Raw genomic sequence first — 19,367 nt, 5'->3', positions numbered from 1 at the left:
ATGTGGAACCCTTCCCTGCCCCTGGTCAGCATCGAGGACGCGCCGCCCCGCCTGGGCGCCGGCAACCCTGAGCTGCAGGCCATGGTGACCGAGGCTGCCTCCGGCGGCACGCCGCTGATGCTGATGCACGTGGACATCGACCACTTCGCCTCGGTCAACGAGAACATGAGCGCCGAAGTGGGCGATCAGGCCCTGGTACTGGTCGCCCAGCGCCTGCAGCACCACCTGCGCGGGCGCGGCAAGCTGTGGCGCCACGGCAGCGATGAGTTCCTGCTGGCCGTCCCGCGCACGGCCGAGATGCCGCTGCCCGAAGACCTGGCCGAGGAAATCCGCCAGCAGCTGGAGCTGCCGCTGTCGGTGCTGCCGTACACGCTGTTCATGACCGGCAAGCTGGGCGTGAGCCTGTGCCCGGAACACGCCACCGGCGTCTCGCGCCTGCTCGATCACGCCGAAGACGCGCTGTACCAGGCCGCCCGCGAAGGCGGCAATGCGGTGCGCATCCATGCGGTGGATACGCCCTCCAGCGCGCACAGCGAGAGCATCATCGCGCGCCAGATTGTCGACGCGATCCCCAATGGCGAGCTCAAGCTGCGTTACCAGCCGCTGGTCAGCGCCCGCGATGGCCACGTGGTCGGCATGGAGGCGCTGCTGCGCTGGCAGTCGCCCACGCTGGGCATGCTGGTGCCGGAGCGCTTCATGCGCACCGCCGAGCGGCTGGGCATCATCGTGCAGATCGGCACGTGGGTGCTGGAAGGCGCCTTGAAGCAGGCCAAGCTGTGGCGCGACCAGGGCTTCGACGATTTCACCATCGCGGTCAACGTCTCCACACTGCAGCTGCTGCGCCCGAACTTCTTCGCCGAGGTGATGTCGCTGCTGCAGGCCGCTGGCGTGCCGGCGCACATGCTCACGCTGGAGATCAACGAAAGCGCGCTGACCAACAACGTCAACTTCGTCCACGAGACGCTGGTCAACCTGCGTAACGAAGGCATCAGCCTGAGCCTGGACAACTTCGGCACCGGTGATTCCAGCCTCAGCGCGCTGGTCCGCTACCCGGTGGACAAGCTGAAGATCGACCGCAGCTTCATCAAGAGCGCACCGGCCGGCAACCGCGAGGCCGCGATCGCGCGCGCGATCATCGCCATGGGCCACCAGCTGGGCATGACGGTGATCGCCAACGGCGTGGAGTCGCAGGCACAGCTGGGCTTCCTGCGCCGCAACGACTGCGATGTGTTCCAGGGCTATCTGTTCGGTGAGCCGATGTCGGCCGATGCCGCCGGCATGACCCTGCGCCGTCGCTACCTGCGCCCGGAAGCATTCGCCGAGACCCGCCCGGATCGCACGCTGTTGCTGCTGGACGACGAGGAGAACGTACTGCGCTCACTGGTGCGTCTGTTCCGCCGCGACGGTTACCGCATCCTGGCGGCCGGCAACGTGCGCGATGCGTTCGATCTGCTGGCCATCAACGACGTACAGGTGATCCTGTCCGATCAGCGCATGAGCGACATGAGCGGCACCGAGTTCCTGGGCCGGGTGAAGATGCTCTACCCGGACACGATCCGGCTGGTGCTGTCCGGCTACACGGACCTCAACACGGTGACCGACGCGATCAACCGCGGCGCGATCTACCGGTTCCTGACCAAGCCGTGGAACGACGATGAGCTGCGCAAGCACATCCACCAGGCGTTCCGCACGCACGAGGAACAGCGCCGGGCCAACACCGCGCCTGCGGTGGCTGCCCCGGCAGACGACTGATCAGCGCGGCTGCTTGATCGGCAGCACCACGCGGAATTTCGACCCCACGCCCGGCGTGCTGTCCAGGTCGATGCGGCCGTGGTGCTTGTTGATGATGCTGTAGGAGATCGACAGGCCCAGGCCGGTGCCGCTGCCCACGGGCTTGGTGGTGAAGAACGGATCGAAGATGCGCTGGCGCAGATCCGGCGAGATGCCCCCGCCGGTATCCTCGAACTCCACCCAGACCGTGTCGCCGTCCACGCCGGTACGCACGTTGATCGTGCCGCGGTCGGCGATGGCATGGCCGGCGTTGAGCAGCAGGTTCATGTAGACCTGGTTCAACTCCGACGGCAGGCACTCCACCAGCGGCAGCTGGCCGAACTCGCGGTGCAGGGTCACCTTGTACTTGAGCTCGTTCCAGATGATGTTGATCGTGGATTCCAGACCGGCATGCAGGTCGACCAGCTTCCACGACTCATCGCGGCCGGAATACGAGAAGTCCTTCAGATCGCGCACGATGCGCGTCACCCGCTCGATGCCCTCGCGCGATTCGGCCATCAGCTGCGGCAGATCGCGGCTGATGAAATCGATGTCGAAGCGCTGACGGATGTCGTCGATCTCCGGGATCAGCGCCTTCGGATCGGGCGCACGCAGCGCACGCTCGTACGCTTCGATCACGGTGAACAGACTGCGCAGGTATTCCTGCAGGCTGCCCAGGTTGGAGTGCACGTAGCCGATCGGGTTGTTGATCTCGTGCGCCACACCGGCCGCCAGCTGGCCGATGGAGGCCATTTTCTCGGACTGCAGCAGTTTTTCCTGGGTGCCGTTGAGGCGCAGGTACGCCTGGCGCAGCTCGGCATGACGCTGCTGCAGCTCGCGCTCGTAGTCTTCCTGGCCTTCGATACGGCGGAACAGCGCCAGATAGTGCCGCTGGCCACCATCGTCGTGGTGGTAGACGTGGGCGATGACCATGCGCTCACCGACCGGCAAGCTGCCATTCCAATGGCCGTTGAGGCGTGCCTGCTCCAGCGCATCGGGCGGTAGCAGCTGGCGCAGCCATTGCGCGGGGGTCAGCTCGGCATCGCGTTCGGCCTGGCCGAGAATCTCACTGACCGCGGTGTTGGCCAGCGCGACGCTGCCGTCCTCACGAAACAGCAGGACCCCTTCCTTGATCCGCTCGAACAGGGCAAGCAGAACCGGATGCGGGGGCAACGGGGCGGTGACAAGGGAGGACGTTACGGTCACGGTCACATCGGGCGGCTGGAAAACAGGCGCCCAATATACGCGGTGACGTCATCGTCGGCAGCCTGGGGCCGCCGGATCGGGCTGCTCAGGCGACCGCGAGCGGCCGCCGGGTGTGCAGCGTGTGCGACTGGCCCTTGGCGTCGTACGCCGAGGAATCCTCGCTGCGGCCGAGTTGGCGCAGCGCCCAGTTGACCTCGCGGCGGCGCCGCGACAGCAGCACGCCGTTGGCGCGATTGCGCTCGGCCAGCTCCTGCACGCGCTCGGCCTGGCCGAGCGGCAATGCGGCCTCGAGGGCCCGCAACGCCTCCAGCTTGGCACCGGTCGCGCGGATCAGGGCCTGCACGTCATGCTCGACCAATGCCTGGCGTTCGACGTCCAAGGCATCGCTGAGGCGCTGCAGCGGCTCGCTCATCGCCAGCTTCATCCCTGCAGCTGCTGGTCCAGCTCAAGCATGCGCGAGGCGATCGCGTCGGGATTGATCTTGTAGGTGCCGTTCTGCAGCGAATCACGCACGGCCTGGACGCGGTTGGCATCGATTGCCGGAGCCGTGGACAGTTCACGCTGCATGGCCTGCAGGCTGGTGGCTTCGCCAGTCAGGCGCAGGCTGTCGGCAGCCTCCACCGGGCGCGCCGGGGCATCGGTGCTGACGCTGGGCTTGTTGCCGAGCGCAACACTGCGCATATGGGCGGTGGCCTGCAGGTTGCCGTCGATTTTCTGGCTCATGGATTTGTCCTGGAAGTACGGTTCACAAGGGATAACGGCCAGTCAGCCGCCATCTTTAGGGGAATATTGCAGGTTTTGCGGTAAAAGTGGCCCGTATTCACAATTCTGGTCAGCGCGCCACTAAAACGTCACCGCTGGCCGCGACGGTGCCCTGCACGATCTTGCGCGAAGAGAGGTTCTCGACCGAGACCCGCTCATTCTCGCCCGCGTCGGCCATGGCGCGCCCGGCAACCCGGACCTCCACCCCGCCGCGCCGGGACACCAGGGCGACACTGTCGCCGCGCCGCACCAGCCGCTGAGCGACCAGATCGTTGGCCGACAGCAAGCTGCCGGCACTCAGGGTCCTGCGCGCCACCCGGCCAACCGCCGCCGCCGGATCGGCCAGCGCAGCACCGGCGATCCGTGCCGCATCACGCTGGCCAGTGGTGATATCGGCCGCGGCCAGGGTTTCTCCAGCGGCCACCCCTCTATTGAGAATGAGCACGGTCTGGTTGCGCCGCACCTTTACCGGTACGAACAAACGCCAGCCGCCCGCGTCGGGGCAGCTCACCTCCACTGTACTGGTCCCGGTGGGCTGGGCGGCCAGCGGTTGACCACACGCCGGCAGGCGCAGTGCCGAGTCCAGGGTGGTGTCACCTTCGCTGCCGGGCGGCAACGTACCCAGCGCCGCCTGGCGGATGCTGTCCACGGGTTGCCAGCCCCCCGCGGCCCAGGCGGGCGCGGCCAGCAACAGTGCGGCAAAGAGAACAGAACGCATGGGCACTCCACGGGCAAGGATCATGCGCAGCTCGATGCAAGGGTCATGCCGAACTCCTGCGCGCGGGGCGCTCAAGTCGCCGCCGGTGCCGCCGATACCAAGTCCATGTCCCATGACCTGCTCAACCGCATCGACCAGCGTACGCGACTGGCCGGCCACAATCGTCTGGCCCTGCTGCTGTTCCGGCTGGGTGGACGTCAGCTTTTTGGCGTGAATGTCTTCAAGGTTCAGGAAGTGCTGCGGCGCCCGGATCTGTTCCAGGTGCCAGGGCTGCCCAGCCAGTTCGCCGGTGTGGCCGATGTCCGTGGCCGCTCGGTGCCGGTGCTGGACCTGGGCCTGGCGATCGGCCACCCCGAGCGTGAGCCCGATGCCGACAAGGCGCCGGGTTACCTGGTGGTGACCGAGTTCAACCGCTCCATCCAGGGCTTCCTGGTCAGCGGTGTGGAACGCATCGTCAACATTGCCGTCGAAGACATCCATCCGCCGCCGGAACTGGGCGCCGAGTCCAGCTATCTGACCGCAGTCACCCGTTTCCAGGGCGAACTCATCCAGGTGATCGACGTGGAAAGCGTGCTGGCCGACATCGCCGAAGTCCGCGGTGAGGCCGTGCTGGATCCCTCGATGGCCCTGCCCGCCGACGCCCCGCCGATGCAGGTCCTGGTGGTGGACGACTCGCGCGTGGCCCGCCAGCAGATCCGCAGCGTGCTGGACCAGCTGGGGGTCGGGGCGACCCTGCTCTCGGACGGCAAGCAGGCGCTGGACCACCTGCTGCAGATCCACGCCTCCGGGGAGAACCCCGCCGAGCGCTACGCGATGGTGATCTCCGATATCGAGATGCCGGCGATGGACGGCTACACCCTGACGACGGAAATCCGGCGTCACCCGGGCCTGGCCGGCCTGTACGTGCTGCTGCACACCTCCCTGTCGGGCGTGTTCAACAACGCGATGGTCGAGCGGGTCGGCGCGAATGCGTTCGTGGCCAAGTACTCGCCGCATGAGCTGGCGGACTTCCTGCTGGACCGCCTGAAGAAGGTCGCGATGGCGGCGTAAGGGGCGGCCGGCCCTGGCGCCGGCGTCCTTCCCCCGGTGGGTTTACGGCATCCGTGCGTCGCGTGGATGCACACCCGGGGTATGGCTTGCTCATCCACGCATGGCGTGGATCTACCTTGGGGCTTGGCCCTTTTATCCACGGATGGCGTGGATCTACCCCGGGGGTATGGCCCCCTTACCTTGGCGTGGTGAATTCCCTGGCGTGAACATGCCGCCGGGCACCGACGCGCCCTGCCCTCTGGCACGCCGCTTGCACTGCCCCTGGCATCGTCCCGTGGGAGTGCGCCATGCCCAATCTGATTTCCAACTATCTGGGTGTCCATGCCCAGGCCATGCCGTTGCGCGAGCAGCGGATGAAGCTGATCGCCAGCAACCTGAGCAACGCCGATACCCCCGGCTACAAGGCCCAGGACCTGGATTTCGATGCCGCGTTGCGTAATGCCCAGGGCCTGGATGCAAACGGCCTGATGAAAACCACCAACGAACAGCATTATGAGATCGGCGGCGGGCTGAACCCGTTCCAGATCGCCAAAGAAGGCGTGCAGCCCAGCATCGACGGCAACACCGTCGACCCGGATGCCGAACGTGCCGCCTACGGCCGCGCCGCGCTGGAGTACCGCGCCTCGCTGAGCTTCGTCGAATCCAAGGTGCGCTCGATGCTCACCGCGATCACGGGGCAATAAGCCATGAGCAACCTGCCCATCTTCGATATCGCCGGTTCCGCGCTGCAGGCGCAGTCCGTGCGCATGAGCACCATCGCCTCCAACCTCTCCAACGCCGACACCGTCGCCGGTTCGGCCGATGCGGTCTACAAGCCGCTGGAGCCGATCTTCCAGTCGGTTACCAGCCGCACCGACCCGAACATCACCACGGTGCAGGTCAAGGAGATCAGCCAGAGCAACGCCGCGCCGATCCAGCGCTACGAGCCGGGCCACCCGCTGGCCGATGCCGATGGCTACATCTACCAGCCCGACGTGGACCCGGTCGCGCAGATGGTCAACCTGATCTCGACCTCGCGCAATTACCAGGCCGGCGTGGAGATGCTGACCACCGCCAAGGAACTGGCGCTGGCCACGCTGACCATGGGTCGCTGACCCTCACTCCCCAGGAATCGACCCCCATGAGCACCACCAACGGCGTTGGCCAGAACAGCAGCGACATCTACACCGCGCTGGGCCTGAACGCACCCAACAGCGACACCAGCAAGAAGAAAAGCACCTTGGACCAGGCCGACTTCATGCGCCTGATGACCGAGCAGCTGCGTCACCAGGATCCGCTCAAGCCGATGGACAACACCCAGATGGTCGCGCAGATGGCGCAGCTGTCGCAGGTCCAGGGCATCACCGACCTCAACAACACGGTCAAGGGCTTCCAGGATTCGATGTCCAGCGACCAGATCCTGCGCGGCGCGGCCCTGGTGGGTCACGAAGTGCTGGTGCCCTCGGAGAAGCTCGCGCTGGAGAAGGACGGCGACGTCACCGGCATGGTCGCCGCGCCCGGCGCCGGCTTCGTGACGGTGGACATCACCGATGCCAACGGCGTGAAGGTCAACCAGATCAGCGTGGAAGCCAAGGCATCCGGCGAAGTCACCTTCGATTGGGACGGCAAGGATGCCAACGGCAACCGCATGGCCGAAGGCACCTACACCATCGTCGCTTCGCATACCGACACCGCTGGCGCCAAGACCAAGCTCAACACCTATGTGCAGGCCCCGGTAGAGAGCGTCACGGTCGGCACGGATGGCCTGTACCTCAACCTCAAGGGTCTGGGCACGGCCCCGATCGACTACGTGCTCCGCATCAGCTGAGCCGCACCACCCGAATCCACAGGAGCAACCCATGGGCTTCAACGTCTCGTTGTCCGGCATCAACGCAGCCAATGCCGATCTGAACGTCACGGCGAACAACATCGCCAACGTCAACACCACCGGCTTCAAGCAGTCGCGCGCCGAATTCGCCGATCTGTTCTCGGCCACCAGCTACGGCCTGTCCAAGAACGCGGTCGGCTCGGGCGTACGCCTGACCAACGTCGCCCAGCAGTTCTCGCAGGGCAACAACGAACAGACCGGGCGCAGCCTGGACATGGCCATTTCCGGTGAGGGCTTCTTCACCATGACCATGAACGGTGCGCGTGTGTATTCGCGCGCCGGCAACTTCCAGACCGACCAGGCCGGCTACGTGATCAACCCGCAGGGTGCACGCCTGCAGGTGTTCGCACCCAACGCCGACGGCACCAACTTCGATGCCGGCCGCCTGACCGACCTGCAGCTGCTGACCACCGACAGCCCGCCCAAGCAGACCACCGGCGTCAACATCAGCTTCACCCTGCCGGCCAACGCCAAGACACCGACGGTCACCGACTTTGATCCGGCCGATTCGAACAGCTACAACCATTCGACCGGTGGCATCACCGTGTACGACTCGCTGGGCGTCAGCCACACCCAGACCTCGTACTTCGTCAAGACCGCAACCACCAACCAGTGGCAGGTCTACAACTTCGTCGACGGCCAGCAGGTTGGCGCCGCAACGCCGATGGCCTTCAACGAATCCGGTGCACTGACCAACCCGGCCAACGGCAAGATCGCGTTCACCGCGTTCAGCCCGACCACCGGCGCCGGCGATCTGTCGCTGACCCTGGATATCAGCGGCTCGACCCAGTACGGCGAGAAGTTCGCCCTGCGCAACACCCAGCAGGACGGCTACGCGGCCGGCAAGCTCAACGAAATCACCGTGTCTGAAGAAGGCGTCGTCTACGCGCGCTACTCCAACGGCGATGACCGCCCGCTGGGCCAGGTCGCGCTGACCACCTTCAACAACGCGCAGGGCCTGGAAGCCAAGGGCAACAACCTGTGGGTGGAAACCTTCAACTCCGGCACCCCGCGTACCGGCGCGCCGGACAGCTCCAACCTGGGCAAGGTCCAGGCCGGTTCGCTGGAAGCCTCCACGGTCGACCTGACCGAGCAGCTGGTCAACATGATCACCGCCCAGCGCAACTTCCAGGCGAACTCGCAGATGGTCTCCACGCAGGACCAGATCACCCAGACCATCATCAACCTGCGTTGATGAGCCACTGACCGCAACACGGGACTACACCACCGATGGACAAGGCACTCTACGTCGCGATGACCGGTGCACGCGCCTCCCTGCAGGCGCAGGGCACGCTGTCGCACAACCTGGCCAACACCGATACCCCCGGCTTCAAGGAGGCGCTCGCCAATACCGAGGCCTACCCGGTGAAGGGGACCGGCTACGCCTCGCGTGTGGATGCGATGCACGTCGACGCCGGCTTCAACCGCCGGATGGGCGCACAGCAGCTCACCGGCAACCCGTTGGATCTGTCCCTGCAGGCCGGCAACTGGCTGGCCGTGCAGGCGCCCGGTGCCGACGGTGGCGAGGCGTACACCCGTGGTGCGGCACTGTCGATCACGCCCAATGGCCAGCTGGTCACCGCCGGCGGCCATCCGGTGCTTGATGAGAACGGCAATCCGCTGGCGGTGCCGCCGCACCAGGCCATGGATATCGGCAACGACGGCACGATCTCGATCATCCCGCTGGGCGAAGGCCCGCAGACCATGGCCAACATCGGCCGCATCCGCGTGGTGCAGGCCGAGGACGCCCGGCTGGAGCGCGGGCTGGACGGGCTGATGCGCAACACCGATCCGCAGCAGCCGTTCGTGCAGGCCCAGGGCAAATCGCTGGAAAGCGGGCAGCTGGAAGGCAGCAACGTCGATGCCGCCGGCGCACTGGTGCAGATGATCCAGCTGCAGCGCCAGTACGAAATGCAGGTGAAGGTGATCAAGCACGGCGACGACAACGCCCGCAGTGCCAACAGCCTGCTGCGCCTGGGCGGCTGATCACCGCCCGTGACGTAATCCCGGCGCAGTTGTGGCACGCGCCATGCATTGCCCTTCACAAGGGCCGCACCACGCGGCCATCCGCTACAACACAGGAATCACGCCATGAACCAGGCATTGTGGATCGCCAAAACCGGACTGGATGCGCAGCAGACGCGCATGTCGGTGGTTTCCAACAACCTCGCCAACACCAACACCACCGGTTTCAAGCAGGACCGTGCCAGCTTCGAAGACCTGCTGTACCAGCAGGTCCGTCAGCCGGGTGGCGCGTCCTCCGCCCAGACGCAGCTGCCCTCGGGCCTGCAGCTGGGTACCGGTGTGCGCGTGGTCGCCACCGCCAAGAATTTCGAGCAGGGCAGCCAGCAGCAGACCGGCCGCGCGCTGGACGTGATGGTCAACGGCCGCGGCTTCTTTGAAGTGCAGATGCCGGACGGCTCCTCGGCCTACACCCGCGATGGCTCGTTCCAGCGCAACCAGGATGGCGAGCTGGTCACCAACAGCGGTTACCCGGTGCAGCCGGGCATCCAGATTCCGGAAGGCGCGCAGTCGCTGACCATCGGTACCGACGGCACCATCAGCGTGAAGATGGCCGACGACGCCGCCACCGTGGAAATCGGCGCGCTGACCCTGACCGACTTCGTCAATCCGGCCGGCCTGCAGGCCCGCGGTGAAAACCTCTTCCTGGAAACCACCGCCTCCGGCCCCGCGCAGAACGGCAATCCCGGCCTCAACGGCCTGGGCACCGTGGTCCAGGGTGCGCTGGAAGGCAGCAACGTCAACGTGGTGGAAGAGCTGGTCTCGATGATCGAAACCCAGCGCGCCTACGAAATGAATGCCAAGGCGATCTCCACCACCGACGCCATGCTCGGCTACCTCAACCAGAACGTCTGATCGGTCGAACCGGGAACCTGCCATGTCGCGTCTTGCCCCTACCCTCCGCCTGCTCGCCGCCGCCGTCCTCGTCGCCACGCTGAGTGGCTGCGTGATCGCCGGCGATGTCCGGCCGTACCCGGCCATGGCGCCGGTCATGCCGGTCATGCCGCCGTCCGCCGAAGCCACCGCCGGGGCGATCTACGCCGCCGGCCCCGGGCTGCAGCTGTACTCGGATCGCCGGGCACGCGATGTGGGCGACCTGCTCACGATCACCCTGACCGAGAACACCACCGCGCAGACCACTGCCAACACCTCCACCTCGAAAGAGTCGGAACTGAGCATCGGCACGCCGACGATCTTCGGCGCGCCGGTCACGCTGGGCGGCAAGGACATCCTCAGCGCCAGCGCGGCCGGGTCGCGCGACTTCACCGGCAAGGGCACCAGCGCGCAGAGCAACCGCCTGCAGGGCAACGTGACCGTCACCGTGATCCAGCGCCTGCCCAACGGCAACCTGGTGGTACAGGGCGCCAAGAACCTGCGCCTGAACCGCGGCGATGAGCTGGTGCAGGTGCAGGGCATCGTGCGCGCGGCGGACATCTTCCCGGACAACACCATTCCCTCCAGCCGTGTGGCCGATGCCCGCATCGTCTACGGCGGCCGTGGCCCGATCGCCCAGTCCAACGCGATGGGCTGGTTGAGCCGCTTCTTCAACTCGGCGCTGTCGCCGTACTGAGCCTGACATGACCTTCTTCCTTTCCCTGTTCGGGCAGCGACGCATCGCGTCGCTCTACACGTCGAAGCAACGAGGCGTGGTGTCGCACGGCGCGGCGCGCGCGCTGCTGGCGCTGCTGGCCGTGTTCGCGCTGGTTGCACCCGCCTCCGCCGAGCGCATCAAGGATCTGGCGCAGGTTGGCGGCGTGCGTGGCAACGCGCTGGTCGGGTACGGCCTGGTGGTCGGCCTGGATGGCAGCGGCGACCGCACCAGCCAGGCCCCCTTCACCGTGCAGAGCCTGAAGAACCTGCTCGGCGAGCTGGGCGTCAACGTGCCAGCCAACGTCAACCCGCAGCTGAAGAACGTGGCGGCCGTGGCGATCCACGCCGAGCTGCCGCCGTTCGCCAAGCCGGGCCAGCCGATCGACATCACCGTCTCCTCGGTGGGCAACGCGGTCTCGCTGCGCGGCGGCTCGCTGCTGATGGCGCCGCTGCGCGGTGCCGATGGGCAGGTCTACGCGATCGCCCAAGGCAACCTGATCGTCGGCGGCTTCGGCGTGCAGGGCAAGGATGGCTCGCGCGTCTCGGTCAACGTGCCCAGCGTCGGCCGCATTCCCAACGGCGCCACTGTCGAACGTGCTCTGCCGGACGTGTTCAGCGGCGGTGGCGACATCACCTTGAACCTGCACAAGAACGACTTCACCACGGTCTCGCGGATGGTGGCGGCGTTGAACAACGCCTTTGGCGAAGGCGCTGCCCGTGCCATCGATGGCGTCACCGTCTCGGTGCAGTCGCCGTCCGATCCGGGCGCACGCATCGGTCTGTTGGCGCGTATCGAGAACCTGGAACTCACCCCCGGCAGCGCGCCGGCCAAGGTGGTGGTCAACTCGCGTACCGGCACCGTGGTGATCGGCTCCCAGGTCCGTGTGGGCGCGGCGGCGATCTCGCATGGCTCGCTCACCGTGACCATCAAGGAGAACCTCAACGTCAGCCAGCCGGGCGCCTTCAGTGGCGGCCAGACGGCGGTCACGCCCCAGTCGACGATCACCGCGACCGCCGATGGCAGCCGCATGTTCAAGTTCAATGGCGGGACCACCCTGGATGAAATCGTGCACGCGGTGAACGCCGTCGGCGCGGCCCCTGGCGACCTGATCGCCATCCTGGAAGCCCTCAAGCAGGCCGGCGCACTGAGTGCCGAGCTGGAGGTGATCTGACATGCGCATTCAACCTGCGCTGGAACTCAACCCCGCCCAGCCCAACAGCCCGGCCAAGGTCGACAAGGTCGCCCGCCAGCTGGAGGGCCAGTTCGCCCAGATGCTGATCAAGAGCATGCGTGAGGCCAGCTTCGGCGATTCGCTGTTCCCCGGCGAAAACACCATGTTCCGCGAGATGTACGACCAGAAGATCGCCGACGCGATGACCCGCGGCCGCGGGCTGGGCCTGTCCAGCATGATCGCGCGCCAGCTCGGTGGCGGCGAAGGCGAGACCGCCAAGCCGGTGGATACCTCGCTCAACCCGGCCGCCGCACTGCGCGCCTATCGCCTCAATGCCCCGGCCGCCGCTGGCCTGCCGATGCCTGCGGCGACGGCGCCGGCGGTGCCCAGTGAAGTGGATCTGCTGCAGCAGCTGGGCGGCAGCGAGCCGTCGGCCGTCCTGCAGCCGATGGAGCGTGCGCTGGACCTCATCGCCGGGCGCGAGAGCAGCCAGATGCACGAGGCGATCGGCAGTCGTGATCCCTACGCCGCCGCTGCCGAGGCCGATCCAGCCAGCGCCAACTGGGCGATGGCCGACGACCGTTGGCAGGACGTCAACCGCACGGCCGCCACCGGCCCCAGCGCGGTCGACAACCTGGCCGCCTCCACCGCGGCTGCGGAACTGGGCCCGCACACGCCGGCCGGCTTCGTCGCCAGCATCTGGGGCCATGCCCAGCAGGCCGCCCGCGAACTGGGCGTGGACGCCAAGGCGCTGGTCGCCCAGGCTGCTCTGGAGACCGGCTGGGGCCGCAAGCTGGTGCGCCGCAGTGGCGGCGACAGCTCGCACAATCTGTTCGGGATCAAGGCCAACGGTTGGCAGGGCGAGCGCGCCACCAGTGGCACCCACGAGTACGTCAATGGCGTACGCCGTAACGAAACCGCCAGCTTCCGCGCCTACAACTCGGTGGGCGAGAGCTTCGCCGACTACGTGCGCCTGCTGAAGACCAGCCCGCGTTACCAGAACGCCCTCCAGGCCGGCAGCGACGTCCGCAGCTTCGCGCAGGGCCTGCAGCGCGCCGGCTATGCCACCGACCCCACCTATGCCGCCAAGATCGCCGCCATTGCCGGCGGCCCGACCATCGAACGCGCCGTCGCGGCCGTGACCGATGCCGGCCAGCGCCTGGGTCGCACTTTTGCCAGCACCGCCAGCCCGACCGGGCTGGGTGTCATCCGTCGTTGAGGTAATCCATGTCCAGCGTTCTCTCCACCGGCACCAGCGCCCTGCTCGCTTTCCAGCGCGCCCTGGCGACCACCAGCCATAACGTCGCCAACATCAAGACGCCGGGCTACAGCCGGCAGAAGGTGGATTTCGCCACCGCCAACCCGCAGAACTACGGGTATGGCGACGTCGGCAACGGCACCCGCATCACCGATGTGCGCCGTGTCGCCGACCAGCTGGCGATCTCGCGCCTGCTCGACGGCAGCGGTGAACTGGCGCGCCTGAAGCAGCTGTCCACCATGGCCGACCGCGTGGACGCCATGTTCTCCGACACCGCCACCAACGTCGCCGGTGTGTGGTCGAACTTCTTCGACTCCGTCAGCGGCCTGTCCTCCAATGCCTCCGGCAGCGCCGACCGCCAGAACGTGCTGGATGCCGGCAAGACCCTGTCCGGCCGCTTCCAGCAGCTCAACACCCAGCTCAACAACCTCAACGGCGAGGTCAACAACGGCCTGATCGCCGGCGCCACCGAGATCAACCGGCTGGCCAAGGAAATCGCCCAGCTCAATGGTGCGATCGGTGGCAATGCCGCCACGGCGGCGCCGGATCTGCTGGACCGCCGTGACGAACTGATCGCCAACCTGGTCGGCTACACCGGCGGCAACGCGGTGATGCAGGACGGCGGGCTGATGAACGTCTACACCGCCGGCGGTCAGGCGCTGGTGGTGGGAACCACGGCCTCCAAGGTCACCACCGTCACCGACCCCTACCAGCCCGAGCGCCTGCAGTTGGCGCTGGAAAGCCAGGGCCAGAAGATCACCATCGAGCCCAAGACGCTCGGCGGCCAGATCGGCGGCCTGCTGGAGTTCCGCGACACGGTGCTGACACCGGCCCAGGCCGAACTCGGCAAGCTGGCGATCGGCATGGCCAGCAGCTTCAACGACGTGCACCGCCAGGGTGCCGATCTTTACGGCCAGATGGGCGGCGACTTCTTCAACATCGGCAACCCGCGCATCACCGCCAACAGCAATAATGCGGGCACCGCCCAGATGACCGCGCGCTTCGGCGATCTGGCCAAGCTGGACGGCCAGAACATCGTGATGAAGTTCGACGGCACCCAGTGGCTGGCCTCGCGGGCGGACACCGGCGCGAGCATCCCGATGACCGGCACCGGCACCGCTGCCGACCCGCTGGTGCTCAACGGCGTCGAGCTGGTCATGACCGGCACCCCGTCCACCGACGACCGCTTCCTGCTGCAGCCCACCGCGGGCGTGGCCGGCAGCATGGCAGTGGCGATCACCGACACCTCCCGCCTGGCCGCTGCCGCCCCGATCAAGGGCACCGCCGCGATGGCCAATACCGGCACCGGCAAGCTGACCGGGGTCAAAGTGACCGACGCGGACAACGCCGCGCTGCGCACGCCGGCGGCGATCGTGTTCATCAGCGCCACCGAATACACCATCGATGGCGGAGCACCCAACACCTATACCGCTGGCCAGACCATCACCGCCAACGGCTGGAGCTTCGTCCTCGACGGCGCGCCCAAGACGGGCGACACGTTCAACATCGGACCGACTCCGGCCGGCTCCTCGGACAACAGCAACGCGCTGCTGCTGGCCAAGGTCGAGCAGGCCAAGGCGTTCAACGAAGGCACGGTCACCCTCAGTGGCGCGCTTGGTGGCCTGACCACCCAGGTCGGTGCGGCCGCGCGTTCGGCGGAATACTCTCTGATGGCCCAGCAGGTGATCACGGACCAGGCGCAGGCCGCCCGCGACTCGATCTCCGGGGTCAACCTGGATGAAGAAGCCTCGGACATGCTCCGCCTGCAGCAGGCCTACCAGGCTGCCTCGCAGCTGATCTCCACCGCCGACACCATGTTCCAGACGATCCTCGGAGCCGTACGCTCATGAACAATCGTATTTCCACCGGCATGATGTTCAATCAGTCGGTGTCGCTGATGCTCGCTTCACAGGCCAAGATGAACCACCTGGAGCGGCAGATCGCCACCGGCAGCAAGATCGTGTCCGCCAAGGACGACCCCGTCTCGGCCGGCAGCGCGGTCGGCCTGGACCGTACCTTGGCCTCGCTGGACCGCATGCAGCTCAACGCCGGCAACGTGCAGAACCGGCTGGGCATCCAGGAAAACGCCCTGGCCCAGGTCGGCGACATGATGGGCCGCATCACCGAACTGACCATCTATGCCAACAACCCGGCGCTGGCCGCGGCTGACAAGCAATCCATGGTCACGGAAATCGAGGCGATCCGCGGCAATCTGCTGGCGGTGGCCAACAGTACCGACGGCACCGGCCGCTATGTATTCGGTGGCACCGACGACGGCAGCCCGCCCTTCAGCCAGATCGATGGCCGGATCGTCTACAACGGCGACCAGAACCAGCGCCAGGTCGAGGTCGGCCCGGACACCTACGTGCTCGACGCCCTGCCCGGCAGCGAAATCTTCATGCGCATCGTCACCGGCGATGGGCATGTGGATGCCGCGGCGGCCGCCGGCAACACCGGCACCGGCGTGCTCACCAACGTCACCCGCAACGGCGATGGCAGCTGGAATGGCGAGGGCTTCAGCGTGCGCTTCACCGCCGCCGATGCCTACGAACTGGTCGATGCCGGCGGCACCGTGGTGTCCGCAGGGAGCCTGAAGACCGGGGACGACATTGTGGTCAACGGCGTGCGCCTGCATATCGACGGCGTTCCAGCGGCAGGTGACACCTTCGAGGTGAGCCCGTCCTCCAGCCGCGACATCTTCGGCACCCTGGATTCGCTGATCGGCGCACTGAAGATGGACACCGGCACCCCTGCCCAGCAGGCAGCCCAGCAGAACCTGCTGCAAAGCGGCCTGCGCGACGTGGCGCGCGCCTCGGAGCGGATGATCGACTCCCGCGCCTCCGGCGGTGCCCAGCTGAAAATGCTGGACAACGCCGCGGACATGCGCGAGGCGAATGTCGTGACCCTCAAGAGCACGCTCTCGCAGATGCGTGACCTGGACTACGCCGATGCGTTGAGCCAGTACCAGCTGGAAAAGACCGCCCTGCAGGCGGCACAGACGTTGTTCTCGCAGATGCAGTCGATGTCGCTGTTCAACACGATCCGCTGACCGCCCCTACAACCTGGGTTGGCCTGAAGGCCGCGATGCTTTGAGCATCGCGGCCTTTTCGTTTTGGGCCCTGTTATAGGCATCGACGCCGGGGACGGCTCTGGCGCCCGCGCGCGTTTCCACGGCGCCTTTACTGCCCGCAGCCCCCCCTCCTGTCACCCTCTGCCCGGGCAAAAGCCATATGGGCCCGTGAATTCCGCCCTATCGGGGCTCCCCGGCAATTCCAGCCACATCTCCGCCTAAAGGTTGTTGACAAAGCGCCGTTATTGATTTGGCAACAGCGAAGCACACAGCCAAAAACAAAAAAACGGCGGCGCTTCGTTCCTTTCACCACCGGGATTCCAATAAGGGAGACGACCCATGGCACAGGTAATCAACACCAATACGATGTCGCTCAACGCTCAGCGCAACCTGAGCACCAGCGGCAGCTCGCTCGCTACCACCATCCAGCGCCTGTCGTCGGGTCTGCGCATCAACAGCGCAAAAGACGACGCCGCTGGCCTGGCGATCTCCGAGCGCTTCGGCACCCAGATCCGCGGCACCGACGTCGCCATCCGCAATGCCAATGACGGCATTTCGCTGGCCCAGGTCGCCGAAGGTTCGCTGACCGAAGTCGGCAACAACCTGCAGCGTATCCGCGAACTGGCCGTGCAGGCCTCCAACGCGACCAACTCCGCCAGCGACCGCAAGGCGCTGCAGGCCGAAGTCGAGCAGCTGGTCAGCGAAATCGATCGCGTCGCCAAGCAGTCCGACTTCAACGGCACCAAGCTGCTGGACGGCAGCTTCACCAGCCAGCTGTTCCAGGTCGGCGCCAACGCCGGCCAGTCGATCGCCATCAACAACGTCGTCGATGCCAAGGCCGATGCGCTGGGCAACGCCAAGTTTGCTGCCGCCTCCACCGGCGCCACCATCACCGTCGCTGAAGCGGCCGCTGGGCTGAGCGGTGTCGTCATCAACGGTGCAGCCATCGGTGACATCGCGGCAAAGGACAACACTGCGGACTTCTCGGCCGCTGCCGCCGCCGCGATCAACAGCAAGATCGGCGAGACCGGTGTGTATGCCGAGGTGGTCACCACCGCCGGCACCCCGGACACCCACGCCCTGAAGCTGACCTCGGTCGAAGCGGATCGCGACCTGGTGATCACCGGCACCCCGGCGCCGGGCTTCACGCTCTCCACCGTTGCCGCCCCGACCGCTGCGGCCGCCGCCGCCACCGGCCAGTTCGTCAAGGACCTGAATGTCTCGTCCTACGTCGGCGCACAGCAGGCCTTGGAGATCGTCGACAAGGCGCTGGAATCGGTCAACAGCGTCCGTGCCGACCTCGGCGCCATCCAGAACCGCTTCACCTCGGTGGTCGCCAACCTGCAGACCTCCTCGGAAAACCTGTCGGCCTCCCGCAGCCGCATCCGCGACACCGATTTTGCCAAGGAGACGGCCGAGTTGACCCGTACCCAGATCCTGCAGCAGGCCGGCACGGCAATGCTGGCCCAGGCCAACCAGGTGCCCCAGAACGTGCTCAGCCTGTTGCAGCGCTGACATGAGCCGCTCCTGAAGCACGTCAGGGGCGTCTAACCCAACTCTCGTGCAACTGCTCAAGGACCTCTCCTCATGGCACAAGTCATCAACACCAACACGATGTCGCTCAATGCTCAGCGCAACCTGAGCAGCAGCGGCGCCTCGCTGGCCACCACCATCCAGCGCCTGTCGTCGGGCTCGCGCATCAACAGCGCCAAGGACGATGCGGCCGGCCTGGCCATCTCAGAGCGTTTCGGCACGCAGATCCGCGGTACCGACGTTGCCATCCGCAACGCCAACGACGGCATCTCGCTGGCCCAGGTCGCCGAAGGTTCGCTGACCGAAATCGGCAACAACCTGCAGCGTATCCGTGAGCTGGCCGTGCAGTCGTCGAATGCCACCAACTCGGCCAGCGACCGCAAGGCGCTGCAGGCCGAAGTAACGCAGCTCAAGAGCGAAATCGACCGCGTTGCCAAGCAGTCCGAGTTCAACGGCACCAAGCTGCTGGACGGTTCGTTCTCCAGCCAGCTCTTCCAGGTCGGCGCCAACGCAGGTCAGGCGATCGCCATCGATAAGGTTGTCGATGCAAAAGCCAATGCGTTGGGAAATGCTGCGTTTGATGACCGCGCATTGAGCATCACGGCGACGGGCATTGTCGCGGCTGACAAGGGCAAGGCAATCTCCTACGACGGCTTGACCATTGGTGGCGGCAGCTTGGCCGCAGGCATCAAGATCGACAAGGTCGAGATCACTTCGACCGGCGTCATTGCCGACGATCAGAAAGCTCTCGTCGCGGCGGTAACTACCGCTATCAATGCAAAGATCGGCGAAACCGGTGTCTACGCTGAAGTGGGTGAAACGGCGGGAGAAATCACGCTGACCTCTGTCAAGGAAAGCATCGACAGCGATGGCGTTTTTAGCGGCATGACAGTGACCGCCGGTACCGGCACGATGGCTGCCCCGACCGGCACCGTCGCAGTAGGCAGTGTTGCACTCACCGCTGGCGCTGCCAAGGACGGCAAGATGCTGTCGGAAGTGAATGTCGATAGCGTCAAGGGCGCACAGCAGGCGCTGGAGATCGTCGACAAGGCACTGGGCGCCATCAATAGCACCCGTGCTGACCTCGGCGCCGTGCAGAACCGCTTCACCTCGGTGGTGGCGAATCTGCAGACCTCGTCGGAAAACCTGGCCTCTTCGCGCAGCCGTATCCGCGATACCGATTTCGCCAAGGAAACCGCGGAACTGACCCGCACCCAGATCCTGCAGCAGGCCGGTACGGCCATGCTGGCCCAGGCCAACCAGGTGCCGCAGAACGTGATGAGCCTGCTGCGCTAAGCAGCGATCTCCATGCCTGTGCCCACTTGAACGGCGCAGGTTACCACGGCAAA

General features: G+C 66.2%; 19 protein-coding genes. 15 read left to right on the top strand and 4 right to left on the bottom strand.

The genetic code is table 11. From position 1 onward, the window contains the following. Nucleotides 1–1,752, top strand: a complete 1,752-nt coding sequence (locus K4043_RS01375) for an EAL domain-containing protein (RefSeq protein WP_259260898.1) — start codon at nucleotides 1–3, stop codon at nucleotides 1,750–1,752. On the opposite strand, the gene K4043_RS01370 is transcribed toward K4043_RS01375, so the two are convergent. From K4043_RS01370 to flgA, 4 genes are all read right to left on the bottom strand, one after another. Continuing rightward, the gene (locus K4043_RS01370) at nucleotides 1,753–2,976 is read right to left on the bottom strand and encodes an ATP-binding protein (protein WP_265307898.1); all 1,224 of its coding nucleotides are present in this window, start codon (nucleotides 2,974–2,976) and stop codon (nucleotides 1,753–1,755) included. An 85-nt stretch (nucleotides 2,977–3,061) separates the two neighbouring features. Continuing rightward, nucleotides 3,062–3,400, bottom strand: a complete 339-nt coding sequence (locus tag K4043_RS01365; protein ID WP_123729227.1) for a flagellar protein FlgN — start codon at nucleotides 3,398–3,400, stop codon at nucleotides 3,062–3,064. Continuing rightward, nucleotides 3,397–3,699, bottom strand: coding sequence for a flagellar biosynthesis anti-sigma factor FlgM (gene flgM, locus K4043_RS01360; RefSeq protein ID WP_265307897.1), 303 nt, complete (start codon nucleotides 3,697–3,699; stop codon nucleotides 3,397–3,399). The genes K4043_RS01365 and flgM overlap by 4 nt, the downstream gene beginning before the upstream one ends. Before the next feature lie 109 nt (nucleotides 3,700–3,808). Beyond that, nucleotides 3,809–4,456: a flagellar basal body P-ring formation chaperone FlgA gene (gene flgA / locus K4043_RS01355; RefSeq protein ID WP_265307896.1), complete on the bottom strand. Its 648-nt coding sequence runs from the start codon at nucleotides 4,454–4,456 to the stop codon at nucleotides 3,809–3,811. Between the two features lie 105 nt (nucleotides 4,457–4,561). Between flgA and K4043_RS01350 the strand changes: the two genes are divergently transcribed. The 14 genes from K4043_RS01350 to K4043_RS01285 all read left to right on the top strand — a co-directional run bounded on the left by K4043_RS01350 (nucleotide 4,562) and on the right by K4043_RS01285 (nucleotide 19,314). Next, nucleotides 4,562–5,506 carry a chemotaxis protein gene (locus K4043_RS01350; protein WP_259260901.1) on the top strand — a complete coding sequence of 315 codons (945 nt, stop codon included), beginning with the start codon at nucleotides 4,562–4,564 and terminating at the stop codon, nucleotides 5,504–5,506. Nucleotides 5,507–5,793: 287 nt separating this feature from the next. After that, entirely contained in the window at nucleotides 5,794–6,189 is a 396-nt protein-coding gene (gene flgB / locus K4043_RS01345) for a flagellar basal body rod protein FlgB (RefSeq protein WP_123729224.1), read from the top strand. 3 nt (nucleotides 6,190–6,192) lie between these two features. Further along, nucleotides 6,193–6,600 carry a flagellar basal body rod protein FlgC gene (gene flgC, locus K4043_RS01340; RefSeq protein ID WP_088435081.1) on the top strand — a complete coding sequence of 136 codons (408 nt, stop codon included), beginning with the start codon at nucleotides 6,193–6,195 and terminating at the stop codon, nucleotides 6,598–6,600. Between the two features lie 26 nt (nucleotides 6,601–6,626). Further along, on the top strand, nucleotides 6,627–7,313 hold the full coding sequence (locus K4043_RS01335; RefSeq protein ID WP_259260902.1) for a flagellar hook capping FlgD N-terminal domain-containing protein: 687 nt from the start codon (nucleotides 6,627–6,629) through the stop codon (nucleotides 7,311–7,313). A 31-nt stretch (nucleotides 7,314–7,344) separates the two neighbouring features. Next, on the top strand, nucleotides 7,345–8,568 hold the full coding sequence (gene flgE / locus K4043_RS01330; RefSeq protein ID WP_259260903.1) for a flagellar hook protein FlgE: 1,224 nt from the start codon (nucleotides 7,345–7,347) through the stop codon (nucleotides 8,566–8,568). Between the two features lie 35 nt (nucleotides 8,569–8,603). After that, a complete protein-coding gene (locus tag K4043_RS01325; protein ID WP_259260904.1) occupies nucleotides 8,604–9,359 on the top strand; it encodes a flagellar basal body rod protein FlgF in 756 nt (251 codons plus the stop codon). A gap of 105 nt (nucleotides 9,360–9,464) precedes the next feature. Beyond that, entirely contained in the window at nucleotides 9,465–10,250 is a 786-nt protein-coding gene (gene flgG / locus K4043_RS01320) for a flagellar basal-body rod protein FlgG (protein WP_123729220.1), read from the top strand. A 22-nt stretch (nucleotides 10,251–10,272) separates the two neighbouring features. Further along, the gene (gene flgH, locus K4043_RS01315; protein WP_259260905.1) at nucleotides 10,273–10,965 is read left to right on the top strand and encodes a flagellar basal body L-ring protein FlgH; all 693 of its coding nucleotides are present in this window, start codon (nucleotides 10,273–10,275) and stop codon (nucleotides 10,963–10,965) included. 7 nt (nucleotides 10,966–10,972) lie between these two features. Beyond that, nucleotides 10,973–12,157, top strand: a complete 1,185-nt coding sequence (locus K4043_RS01310) for a flagellar basal body P-ring protein FlgI (protein ID WP_265307895.1) — start codon at nucleotides 10,973–10,975, stop codon at nucleotides 12,155–12,157. 1 nt (nucleotide 12,158) lies between these two features. Further along, nucleotides 12,159–13,376 carry a flagellar assembly peptidoglycan hydrolase FlgJ gene (flgJ, locus tag K4043_RS01305; protein ID WP_265307894.1) on the top strand — a complete coding sequence of 406 codons (1,218 nt, stop codon included), beginning with the start codon at nucleotides 12,159–12,161 and terminating at the stop codon, nucleotides 13,374–13,376. Nucleotides 13,377–13,384: 8 nt separating this feature from the next. Next, nucleotides 13,385–15,265, top strand: coding sequence for a flagellar hook-associated protein FlgK (flgK, locus tag K4043_RS01300; protein ID WP_259260908.1), 1,881 nt, complete (start codon nucleotides 13,385–13,387; stop codon nucleotides 15,263–15,265). Then, the gene (gene flgL, locus K4043_RS01295) at nucleotides 15,262–16,464 is read left to right on the top strand and encodes a flagellar hook-associated protein FlgL (RefSeq protein ID WP_265307893.1); all 1,203 of its coding nucleotides are present in this window, start codon (nucleotides 15,262–15,264) and stop codon (nucleotides 16,462–16,464) included. Before flgK ends, flgL begins: the two co-directional genes overlap by 4 nt. A gap of 360 nt (nucleotides 16,465–16,824) precedes the next feature. Beyond that, nucleotides 16,825–18,000 (top strand): flagellin, encoded by a 1,176-nt coding sequence (locus tag K4043_RS01290; RefSeq protein ID WP_265307892.1) that lies wholly within the window; start codon nucleotides 16,825–16,827, stop codon nucleotides 17,998–18,000. Between the two features lie 72 nt (nucleotides 18,001–18,072). Then, the gene (locus tag K4043_RS01285; protein WP_265307891.1) at nucleotides 18,073–19,314 is read left to right on the top strand and encodes a flagellin; all 1,242 of its coding nucleotides are present in this window, start codon (nucleotides 18,073–18,075) and stop codon (nucleotides 19,312–19,314) included. Nucleotides 19,315–19,367 lie beyond the last annotated feature (53 nt).

Source organism: Stenotrophomonas sp. SRS1 (genome assembly GCF_026130205.1).
Taxonomy (GTDB): domain Bacteria; phylum Pseudomonadota; class Gammaproteobacteria; order Xanthomonadales; family Xanthomonadaceae; genus Stenotrophomonas; species Stenotrophomonas rhizophila_B.
This window is presented reverse-complemented; position numbering and strand designations above follow the sequence as displayed.

Coding starts and splice junctions, on each gene's coding strand:
- K4043_RS01310 (WP_265307895.1), top strand. CDS start 10,973: ATGACCTTCTTCCTTTCCCTGTTCGGGCAGCGACGCATCGCGTCGCTC.
- K4043_RS01350 (WP_259260901.1), top strand. CDS start 4,562: ATGTCCCATGACCTGCTCAACCGCATCGACCAGCGTACGCGACTGGCC.
- flgH (WP_259260905.1), top strand. CDS start 10,273: ATGTCGCGTCTTGCCCCTACCCTCCGCCTGCTCGCCGCCGCCGTCCTC.
- flgM (WP_265307897.1), bottom strand. CDS start 3,699: ATGAGCCAGAAAATCGACGGCAACCTGCAGGCCACCGCCCATATGCGC.
- flgE (WP_259260903.1), top strand. CDS start 7,345: ATGGGCTTCAACGTCTCGTTGTCCGGCATCAACGCAGCCAATGCCGAT.
- K4043_RS01290 (WP_265307892.1), top strand. CDS start 16,825: ATGGCACAGGTAATCAACACCAATACGATGTCGCTCAACGCTCAGCGC.
- K4043_RS01365 (WP_123729227.1), bottom strand. CDS start 3,400: ATGAAGCTGGCGATGAGCGAGCCGCTGCAGCGCCTCAGCGATGCCTTG.
- K4043_RS01335 (WP_259260902.1), top strand. CDS start 6,627: ATGAGCACCACCAACGGCGTTGGCCAGAACAGCAGCGACATCTACACC.
- K4043_RS01285 (WP_265307891.1), top strand. CDS start 18,073: ATGGCACAAGTCATCAACACCAACACGATGTCGCTCAATGCTCAGCGC.
- flgJ (WP_265307894.1), top strand. CDS start 12,159: ATGCGCATTCAACCTGCGCTGGAACTCAACCCCGCCCAGCCCAACAGC.
- flgC (WP_088435081.1), top strand. CDS start 6,193: ATGAGCAACCTGCCCATCTTCGATATCGCCGGTTCCGCGCTGCAGGCG.
- flgL (WP_265307893.1), top strand. CDS start 15,262: ATGAACAATCGTATTTCCACCGGCATGATGTTCAATCAGTCGGTGTCG.
- flgB (WP_123729224.1), top strand. CDS start 5,794: ATGCCCAATCTGATTTCCAACTATCTGGGTGTCCATGCCCAGGCCATG.
- K4043_RS01375 (WP_259260898.1), top strand. CDS start 1: ATGTGGAACCCTTCCCTGCCCCTGGTCAGCATCGAGGACGCGCCGCCC.
- flgA (WP_265307896.1), bottom strand. CDS start 4,456: ATGCGTTCTGTTCTCTTTGCCGCACTGTTGCTGGCCGCGCCCGCCTGG.
- flgG (WP_123729220.1), top strand. CDS start 9,465: ATGAACCAGGCATTGTGGATCGCCAAAACCGGACTGGATGCGCAGCAG.
- K4043_RS01325 (WP_259260904.1), top strand. CDS start 8,604: ATGGACAAGGCACTCTACGTCGCGATGACCGGTGCACGCGCCTCCCTG.
- flgK (WP_259260908.1), top strand. CDS start 13,385: ATGTCCAGCGTTCTCTCCACCGGCACCAGCGCCCTGCTCGCTTTCCAG.